The sequence below is a fragment of the Stenotrophomonas sp. NPDC077461 genome (assembly GCF_049545475.1).
Lineage (GTDB): Bacteria > Pseudomonadota > Gammaproteobacteria > Xanthomonadales > Xanthomonadaceae > Stenotrophomonas > Stenotrophomonas nematodicola.
Genome location: NZ_JBMWDO010000004.1, coordinates 329,585 through 338,219 on the forward strand (window position 1 = coordinate 329,585; position 8,635 = coordinate 338,219).

An 8,635-nucleotide genomic window follows, 5' to 3' on the forward strand; every position below is an offset into this window, starting at 1 on the left:
CTCCCCTTACTTGTAACCAAGCTTCGTGTAGACATCGTCCGGATAGTATCTGTTGCCCTTGTCGTGCATCTTGAAGTTCTCAAGGGCATAGGCAACGATTTTGGGAGAGAAAGGGACAAAGACGGCGCCAATATCACGAATGATTGGTGGGCAGGTTGCCGTAACCATCTGCCGAGAGCCGTCAAGGTTGATGCCGATGATGCGGCACTCCTTCTCAAGAGCAACCTCCATCTCCCACCGAACGTACTTGTGCTTACTGCGCGTGTCCTGTCCGATCAGAACGGCGAAGGTGCTCGCCATCTGGATACGCTCGCGGCACTTGCTCTTGATGTAAGCCTCGTTCTCGGAGTTAATCTCTTGGGAAAGCTGACAGTTGGTAAAGTTGAAGTCTATGTGCTCGTTCTCCTTCCATGCGAGCATCAGGCGGTAGTAGCGAATATCGGTGCTGCTAAAGCCGACGAAAGTCCTAGGAAGTCCCATTTCCTCAATCCCCTGTGGTAGTTGATCGGACAAATATGGGGGAGTTCCGTTCAGTTTTCAAGGCGCGGCGCCGCACGGACGGCAATACGGCCGCCCCAGACAGCCGATAATGTGCACGGGGCAGCACGGCCTGATACCGAGCAGCCCGGACCGAGCCGGACGACACGGGCTCACCGGGGAACCCGGACGCAATGTTGGTGTTAACGCGCGAGCCATCTGGGTACAGTGTGGTTAATCGGCTGCCGACCAGACCAGCCCGGGGATCGCCGACAATGGCTATGGCGATCAGAAGTGCTTTCGGTGGCAAGAACAGCCGAGGTCAGCCCAGCGTGACGAACTGAGCAGCCCATCTCTGCGACGCACAGCAGGCCCAGTCCCCCGGCGGCATTCCGCCGTCGCGGGAGCCCTGGAGATGGAGCACGCCTGTGACTACCCCCTGCGAACCGAAGAAGCTCTCCCCCCAGGAGATGGTGGAGCTGCACGCGCTCCCCGACGACGCGCTGGCGACCGCCCAGGAGGCGGCCGCGTTCCTGCGCCTGAAGTACAACACCCTGTCGTGGTACCGCTGCAACGGCGGAGGCCCGAAGTACACCCGCGTCGGGCCGAAGCTGATCCGCTACCGCATGGGCGACCTGCGCGAGTACGCGAAGAGCCAGCCGATGGGCGAGGGAATGCGGAAGGTGGGCGCCGCGATGCTGGCGGCTCGCACCGCTAAGGCGGAGGGCTGACCGATGGCCGCACAAGAAAACGGCCACGGCGTGCTAGACCGTGGGCGCAAGGTTACAACTGATCGGGAGACGGAGCCTGCCAGAGCTCACGGGATCAATGATGCCGTGGGGCGCAGCTCGCCGACGCCGTCATTCGACGTCGATGGTCTGATCCGCGCGGGCCTCACGCTGATCCCGCTCCATAGGTGGGACGCCAAAGACACGAGGGGCCGCGACCGCGGTAAGACCCCGCGCGACGGCGCCTGGCAGTCGAGGGAGTACGACAGCCGCGAGGTGGTGGAGCAGGCGCGCCGCGACGGCCGCAACGTGGGCGTGCGCCTGCCGCCGACGTGGATGGTGCTCGACGTGGACCCGCGCAACTTTGGCGGGAAGGACGACCCCGACAACGCCGCCGGACGCGACCCGCTGGCCGAGCTGGCGCGCGACGCGATGCTCGACCTGTCGGCGTGCCCGCACGTCGTCACCGGCTCGGGCGGGCACCACTACTGGTTCCGCAAGCCGGCCGACGTGCAGCTGCTCGACAGCCTGGAGACCTACCCCGGCGTGGAGTTCAAGAGCCACGGCCGCCAGGTCGTCGCGCCCGGCTCCGTGCACCCGAACGGCCGGCGATACGAGTGGGACGACCTCGCGCCGTTCCCCGAGGAGGCGCCGCAGGTGCCCGACGCGCTGCTGCGTCTGGCGCGCCGCCCCGTGCGGGCCCACGGCGAGGCGGCCGGGCTGGGCGAGCTCACGCCCGAGATGCTGGCCGCCTCGCTTGAGCACCTGGACCCCTGCGACTTCCAGGACCACGACTCGCAGTGGCTGCCGCTGATGATGGCCTGCCACCACGCCACCAACGGCGAGGGGCGCCAGGAGTTCATCGACTGGTCCACGCAGGACCCGCGCTACTCGGACGAGGGCTGGCTCAACATGTGGAAGGGCTGGTCCGTCGAGCCGAGGCCAGGCGACTGGTCGCTGCTGCGCGAGCTCATCCGCGACGTGCTCACCGACGGCGACGCCGCCTCGTTCGAGTACGTGCTGAACTGGATGGCCTTCATGTTCCAGCACCCCGAGAGGGTCGCGGAGGTCGCCGTCGCCTTCAGGGGAGCGAAGGGCACGGGCAAGAGCACGCTCGGCCGGGCGCTCGCCAAGCTCGCGGGGGCGAGCGGCCTGCACATCGCCAACCCGTCGCAGCTCGTGGGGCGGTTCAACTCCCACCTCCAGAACTGCATCCTGCTGTTCGCCGACGAGGCGTTCTGGGCCGGTGACAAGGCGGGCGAGTCAGTGCTGAAGGCGCTAGTGACGGAGCCCACGCTGATCTACGAGGGCAAGGGCCGCGACGCTGTGATGGGCCGGAACCACGTGCACATCGTCATGGCGTCCAACAACGACTGGGTCGTGCCGGCCGGCATGGACGGCGAACGCAGGTTCGCGGTGTTCAACGTCAACGAGCGGCGGCTGGGCGACAAGGAGTTCTTCAACGCGCTCAACCGCCAGCTCGACGAGGGCGGCCTCGCGGGCCTGCTGCACGACATGCTGGCCCGCGACCTGGGCGACTGGCACTCGCGCGAGAGCGTGCCGCAGACCGAGGCCCTGGCCGAGCAGAAGCTCATGAGCCAGAGCGCGGAGGAGTCCTGGTGGGACGGCCTCCTGGAGGCCGGGCGCCTGCCCAACTTCCTAGGCGACCTGCCCTGGGACACTGAGGCCGTCGAGGTGGACAAGGACGAGCTCCACGGTAGCATCAATCGCGGCGAACAGGAGCTATGCCACGGCCGGGCTAAAGAACGCTTTTTGCAAGCTGGGAGATGTATTGACTAGCCGTTCGATGATGCATGTTGCGGCTGCCATGAGGCGTTGGTCTCGGCCTGCGTCCTGGCTTTCTGGGGTGAGAAACTTGGCCCCATGCATTAAGTTATTCCGCACTCCTTGCACGCGGAAAAGCAGGACTCGTTCCGCTGACCAACTATCCTTCCCAGCCTGATTGGACCAATCGAGCTTTCCATCTTTGTATGTCTGAGACTTGGGTGGATTAGAAGATATATACTCTGCGGCTTGCTCGTATTCTTCAGAGCCTTGCGTCTTTAGTTCGTCGGCAATGGCCAGAGCAAACGCGTTCCAATCAGCCATTGCCTCCCCCCATTTCCCTTGCTTCGCATAGCCTGCGGCTTTCACGGCAAACTCAAAACGGGAAAAGATGAGGAAGAACTCACCTAGTTCATCTCTACGTGCGCTCAGTACGTGCTCAGGAACGATGAACATTCTCTCGGGCTCTCCCTGTCGTTGCCAAAGCCTAACATTCCATCAGCGGGTGGCGCGGTGCCAAGCGCTTGATTTGTAACCCGGGGTGACGGCGGCAGCTTCGACGGAAACACGTTCGGAGAACGATGGCGTTCGTGCCCAACGCTCCGCGACACATTGCAGGCATCCGGTCAGCGCATGGGCGCGCAGACCACCCCGAGGCCGGGGATGCGCTCGTGACAGGCGACCGGAGGACCATGACCCCACCGGAGCACACGAGCATGAAGATCACCCTCAGCGACACCCCGCTACTCAGTCCCCAGCAGATCGGCGAGCTCGCCTCGCAGCTGGACGTGCTTCACAAGCGCGCCCTCGCCACGATCGAGCGACTGAACAAGGACGTCGCGGCCCGTAAGCAGCAGATCGCCGCACGCTGGAAGAGCGCGCCGGGCCTCTCCTCCGGCGACCTCGCTCGCTTCGCCCAGAATGAGACCCTCGCCACCGTCCGCGAGATCCGCGACAACTCCAAGACCGAGCTCGACAAGATCCTCAAGGACGCCGGCGCACCGCACGCGCAGCTCGTCGGCCAGCGAGAGTTTTACGACTCCCCGGCCAAGGTGCTGGCGCGCGCCGCGCTGGGCGACCCGAAGCGCACTGAGTACCTCCAGCAGCTCCAGCACGCGGGTCCCGCTGAGCTCGGGCACATGGCCCAGGTCGCCGTCGGCACGGCCAACGTGGCACTCGCGTCCGCCGTACTCTCCCTGATCGACAGGCTGCCCACGAAGGACCGGCCTGTCGGCCCCGCCGAGTTCGCGGGGGCCATGAGGCAGGACGACCACCTAAAGGTGCGGGAGTACATCAAGCTGGGCGACGCTCGCCTCCAGGGTATCCTGGTGGCCATCCGCGCCTGGACCGCCGGCAAGGCGAACCCGCTCAGCACGGTCTCGCTGGCCATGCGCGAGCAGCAGATCGAGCGCGCACTAATCGGGGGCGACGGCGATGCGTAGGCTGGCCCACTACTCAGCGGACCACCCGGCGGCCATCGCGCTCGCAGGCATAGTGTCTGCCCTGCGCACCGGCCGAGATGTCCTCGAATCCTTGGCCGAGCGGGCCGAGGCGGTGGGGGTGCGGCCTTATTCCGAGTACTTTGACGACGCGGCCCGCCTGGCAGGTGTTCCGTACTGCCGCGCGCTGGACCTGTACGTGGACCGCGAGACCAAGCGCCGGGCCGATCGGCTGGGATACGGGCAGGCGCATCTCGCGCTCTGCTGACAAGGCAAACGCGGCCGGAACGATGGGTGCGCAACGGGGCGATGGGTGTTCCGGCCATGTATCGAAGGGGATGCCTCAATGGCATCCCCTTATTTTTCATGCGTTTAGGCGCTTTCGCGCGCCGACGGCCAGTTAGGGGGACACTTGTCTGAGCTTCGCAGCAAGTGAAGACTTGAGAGCAAGCATCCCTTCCGAGTTTGGCAAATACTTCAAAACGCGGTGATGCTTGATATCGAACGGCACGTCATCGAGAGACTGTGAAATCGGAATGACGTGCTTCCCGAGCGTATGGGCAATTCCTGTTTCATACATGACGTTCGGGTTCTTTCCGCTGAAGTCGACAACAACGACGTGGGCGCGAAAGATCAGGTTGAATACATCTTGAATGATGGTGCTCTCTTCCCAAATGTCATCCGCCCTCAGGCATCGACGACCTGTTTCTTGGCAGGCAGCGGATATGGCATCGTGCACGGGTGAAAACGCAGCGCCGAACGGCATCATTGCAGTAACGAGGTCTGACTCAACTCCAGCCTGAGGTACTGTGAATACACTTGGGGCGAATGTGATCTTACGCTCCGAGGGTTTGGCAGAAATGAATACTGACTCGCCTGGAAATCTCGTTTCCAAGTAATCCTCAATGATGCTAAGTGCCGCTGGGTTCTGATGGGCTATAGCCGAAAGAACCACTAACGCGTTTCCCGCATAGTCTTCGTCTCCCCACGCCAGGCTGCGTAGAAGTCGTGAGTGCCCTTTGATGATCGGCGAAGCACCTGTCAGTAAGCCAATCTCCTCCCAATTCCCGGCGTCAAAATTGGAGACTACCCTGCCTCGAAGGTCGATGATCCTATGACCGCTAGCAACGTCCATTTCCATGCTTCCTTGGGATTTGGTCGCCATTCTGAGACTACTCACTTAGTTTCGCGAGCGGATTCCCCCATGCTGAGGACGTCTTCTACCTGCGCGAGCTGGAGTCAGGTGAGAGGAGAAGGAAATGGGGCGGGGGGCTCCCGGACGAGGGGAACCGCGACCTAATGCCTATGTGCCCACCAACACGTAGGAGAACGCCATGAAGCTGGAAGGAATGCCCACCAAGGAATTGCTCGCGCTGCATAACCGTATTGCCGACAAGCCAGCGGGTTCCAAGACTTTCGCGACCCGAACCAAGCTCGTCGCCCGGATCGAGCAGGTCGCGGCCGACAAGAACATCGACCTGGCCTCGTTCGGGCAGCCGAAGAAGCCCAAGGCGACCGCGCAGCGCTCAGAGCCGAAGGTTCAGGCCACCAAAGCGCCGGATGCGACCGAGAAGAAGCCGCGTGGCCTTGGTGTCGGCGCGCTCGCACGCGCGATCCTGATGGACCCTGCGGACTACCCGCACGCGCTCATTGCGGAGATGGTCAACGCGCAGGCTGCGGGTGCGGCCGCCACGGCCAAGTCGGTGCGCTGGTACGCCAACGACATGCGCAAGAGGGGCGTCGAGGTGCCGCCGCGTCAGAAGCACCACCCGGCCGACATGGACGAGGAGCAGTCCGCCGAGGCGCTGTCCACCGTCCGGGTGGTCGAGCCCGCGCCATCCGACGACTGACGCCGTTCTCCCGCCGTGCACGAAAAAAGGGCCACCTTCGGGGTGGCCCTTTTATTTCATCGCCTTGTGATGCGTTGCGCGCCGACGGTGGATTAGATGGCCAGCCTAGGCGGCCATTCGCCCTTGGTCCATTCAAGGCCGAGCTGTTCGAGGATGTAGCGCGACGCCGTCTCCTGGTGCTTTCGCAGGTGCTCGGGTCCGACGTGGATGTAGCCCATAGTGACGTTGCTCGCAGCGGGCAATACGCTTATCGGCCTGAGCTATGACGTGCAGGGCCACCTGAAGTTGAAGAATGGCCTCAATCACGTTTTTGACTATGGCAATCGTCTGCGCGAGGTCAGCGGAAAGGAGAGCTATCGCTATGACGCGCTGGGGCGCCGCATCTTTGCCTCAGCCCCAGGACTCGGAGTGGTGCTTTCGCAGTACGCGCAGGACGGCCGGCTGGTATTCCAGAGTGATGGCCGCAAGGGCCTGGGGCGCGAGTACGTCCATCTGGCCGGTAGCCTGATCGCTCGCCGGGACTACGCAGGTGTGGACGCCAAGATCACCTACCTGCACACCGATTCGCTGGGTAGCCCGGTTGCCAGTACTGATGCTTCCGGTAACGTGATCGAGCGTACTCATTACGAGCCGTATGGCGCGCCCATCGGCAAGGTGGTGGATGGCCCTGGCTACACCGGGCATGTGATGGACGGCGAGACCGGGCTGGTGCAGATGCAGCAGCGCTACTACGATCCGCAAATCGGAAGGTTCCTGTCCGTGGATCCGGTGACGGCGTATAGCAACCCGGTGGGCGCGTTTAACCGGTATTGGTATGCCAACAACAATCCCTACAAGTTCACGGATCCGGATGGGCGCCGAGCTTGTGGCAAAGATACAAGGTGCGCCCTGGAACAGGGCGCTCGCGGCGGCGTGCTAATGGTGAATGGCGGGAGGAGTGAGCGGTCCCAGCAGCAAGCTGAGACAGTAGGCAAGGCTGCGACCACTGCAGCTAACAACGCATTGAGTTCAATCCAAGAAAGAGAATTTGAAACGCCAGGGAGCGCGGCAAGAGCTTGGGATGATCGAGTCCGTAGGATCGCAGATAAATTTGACGCCGAGATTGCGTCCAGAATTTTCTATAGCAAAGATGGCGTTGTTCTTGGATCTGCTACAAGCGATGGACTTAGGTTTTTAGTCAATCCCGACTTTTCATCCGGGCCGACGCCCTACTCGATAACCGCCGGTTTCGTACATACACATCCGACAATGAGCTTGTTTAGTAGCAATGATTTGAATTATGCGATTGGGCAGTACAGGAGGGCTAACGGCTGGACCCGCAACGGACAATTTGATCAAAGTGCTATTGTGACATTGCCGGGCGGGCGAGTTGTTGAGTGGAAAGTGAGTAGCTATATGGGCTCTGGTGGAGCATCATACTTGAACGAGAGTTACTATAATGATCATTAGGCCTTGGCTTTGTTTCCTTGCACTCTCTCTCTTTTCATGTAGCGTAACAGCGGGCAATGCCGAAAAAGAAGGAGGCTGTTATGCCGTTTCCAAAGGTGTACGCGGCGATGGCCCCGTTCGCGTCTGTGTGTCGTTATTTCCAGAATTGTGGACGCGCCACGATGTTGGCTACATTGAGGTTACGGGCTATATCGCTTATGTCGACGGCTCGCCATACATGTTCGCATCAAAAGATCTTTATGTTTATTCTGGAGGAAAAGGCGGGGTTGCTCTTGGTGTTGCCTTGTCAGAGGTCGATCGCTTTAAACGACTAATGGCAAATGATTCTGCAGCGACTGTAGCCGGATTGTACCTCCCCGGATACGGCGAGAAAAATAGTGCGTTGGGACGAATCGAGATTATTGGGCAGCATTATTGGCTGCAAGAGATGGCAGGAGAGCGGCCACAATTGCCGATCGATTGATTCGTTTGGACTCTTGATGTTGGCTCGCAGCGTTCGCAGCCGAAGCATCGAACCAAACAGGTCGCTGAATGGCGGGATCCGGTTTGCTTCCTAACCGTCGGTGCAATAGAAAGCCCGCGAATGGCGGGCTTTTTGTTTGCTTTGGCCAAACCAATCAACCGCTCTGCTGCAGCACCGTATCCAACATCTGCATGACAAACCGCTGCTGTGCTTTGGGCAGCGCCGCGATGAGCTCCAGCTGTAGCCGTTCAATCCCTCGCGAGGCATCGCCCTCGGCTTGGCTGCAATGACCCACTGATTTCCTGCTCAGGCGTTACTTTCCCCGAAGGAGACACCGATGAGCGAAGTAATGGAAGAAGAGATCAAGCGTTGGACGGCCCGTCGCAAGTCGGCACTGGTCCTTGAGATCATCCAGGGCAAGACCACCGTGGCTGCGGCCAGCCG

Annotated in this window: 10 protein-coding genes and 1 pseudogene; 8 read left to right on the plus strand and 3 right to left on the minus strand. The window is 61.5% G+C overall.

Annotated features, from left to right (window positions below):
* Nucleotides 1-6: 6 nt before the first annotated feature.
* Nucleotides 7-513 (minus strand): TIR domain-containing protein, encoded by a 507-nt coding sequence (locus ACPEH8_RS10220; protein WP_423666649.1) that lies wholly within the window; start codon nt 511-513, stop codon nt 7-9.
* A 392-nt stretch (nt 514-905) separates the two neighbouring features.
* Between ACPEH8_RS10220 and ACPEH8_RS10225 the strand changes: the two genes are divergently transcribed.
* Both ACPEH8_RS10225 and ACPEH8_RS10230 read left to right on the plus strand, forming a co-directional pair.
* Nucleotides 906-1,208, plus strand: a complete 303-nt coding sequence (locus ACPEH8_RS10225; RefSeq protein ID WP_423666651.1) for a helix-turn-helix domain-containing protein — start codon at nt 906-908, stop codon at nt 1,206-1,208.
* 3 nt (nt 1,209-1,211) lie between these two features.
* Entirely contained in the window at nt 1,212-3,005 is a 1,794-nt protein-coding gene (locus ACPEH8_RS10230) for a bifunctional DNA primase/polymerase (RefSeq protein ID WP_423666653.1), read from the plus strand.
* Here ACPEH8_RS10230 and ACPEH8_RS10235 read toward each other — a convergent pair.
* Nucleotides 2,949-3,446: a hypothetical protein gene (locus tag ACPEH8_RS10235; protein ID WP_423666655.1), complete on the minus strand. Its 498-nt coding sequence runs from the start codon at nt 3,444-3,446 to the stop codon at nt 2,949-2,951. The genes ACPEH8_RS10230 and ACPEH8_RS10235 overlap by 57 nt on opposite strands.
* Before the next feature lie 260 nt (nt 3,447-3,706).
* Here ACPEH8_RS10235 and ACPEH8_RS10240 point away from each other — a divergent pair, with 260 nt between their 5' ends.
* Both ACPEH8_RS10240 and ACPEH8_RS10245 read left to right on the plus strand, forming a co-directional pair.
* Entirely contained in the window at nt 3,707-4,432 is a 726-nt protein-coding gene (locus ACPEH8_RS10240) for a hypothetical protein (RefSeq protein WP_423666657.1), read from the plus strand.
* 52 nt (nt 4,433-4,484) lie between these two features.
* Nucleotides 4,485-4,697, plus strand: coding sequence for a hypothetical protein (locus ACPEH8_RS10245; protein WP_423666659.1), 213 nt, complete (start codon nt 4,485-4,487; stop codon nt 4,695-4,697).
* Nucleotides 4,698-4,829: 132 nt separating this feature from the next.
* Here ACPEH8_RS10245 and ACPEH8_RS10250 read toward each other — a convergent pair whose 3' ends face one another.
* A complete protein-coding gene (locus tag ACPEH8_RS10250; RefSeq protein ID WP_423666661.1) occupies nt 4,830-5,594 on the minus strand; it encodes a hypothetical protein in 765 nt (254 codons plus the stop codon).
* A 169-nt stretch (nt 5,595-5,763) separates the two neighbouring features.
* Between ACPEH8_RS10250 and ACPEH8_RS10255 the strand changes: the two genes are divergently transcribed.
* From ACPEH8_RS10255 to ACPEH8_RS10270, 4 genes and pseudogenes are all read left to right on the plus strand, one after another.
* Entirely contained in the window at nt 5,764-6,279 is a 516-nt protein-coding gene (locus tag ACPEH8_RS10255; RefSeq protein ID WP_423666663.1) for a hypothetical protein, read from the plus strand.
* A 219-nt stretch (nt 6,280-6,498) separates the two neighbouring features.
* On the plus strand, nt 6,499-7,728 hold the full coding sequence (locus ACPEH8_RS10260) for an RHS repeat-associated core domain-containing protein (RefSeq protein ID WP_423666665.1): 1,230 nt from the start codon (nt 6,499-6,501) through the stop codon (nt 7,726-7,728).
* On the plus strand, nt 7,718-8,191 hold the full coding sequence (locus ACPEH8_RS10265; protein WP_423666667.1) for a hypothetical protein: 474 nt from the start codon (nt 7,718-7,720) through the stop codon (nt 8,189-8,191). Before ACPEH8_RS10260 ends, ACPEH8_RS10265 begins: the two co-directional genes overlap by 11 nt.
* A gap of 337 nt (nt 8,192-8,528) precedes the next feature.
* Nucleotides 8,529-8,635: pseudogene (locus ACPEH8_RS10270) on the plus strand (DUF1153 domain-containing protein); the annotation flags it as partial.

Coding starts and splice junctions, on each gene's coding strand:
- ACPEH8_RS10230 (WP_423666653.1), top strand. CDS start 1,212: ATGGCCGCACAAGAAAACGGCCACGGCGTGCTAGACCGTGGGCGCAAG.
- ACPEH8_RS10235 (WP_423666655.1), bottom strand. CDS start 3,446: ATGTTCATCGTTCCTGAGCACGTACTGAGCGCACGTAGAGATGAACTA.
- ACPEH8_RS10240 (WP_423666657.1), top strand. CDS start 3,707: ATGAAGATCACCCTCAGCGACACCCCGCTACTCAGTCCCCAGCAGATC.
- ACPEH8_RS10250 (WP_423666661.1), bottom strand. CDS start 5,594: ATGGCGACCAAATCCCAAGGAAGCATGGAAATGGACGTTGCTAGCGGT.
- ACPEH8_RS10255 (WP_423666663.1), top strand. CDS start 5,764: ATGAAGCTGGAAGGAATGCCCACCAAGGAATTGCTCGCGCTGCATAAC.
- ACPEH8_RS10265 (WP_423666667.1), top strand. CDS start 7,718: ATGATCATTAGGCCTTGGCTTTGTTTCCTTGCACTCTCTCTCTTTTCA.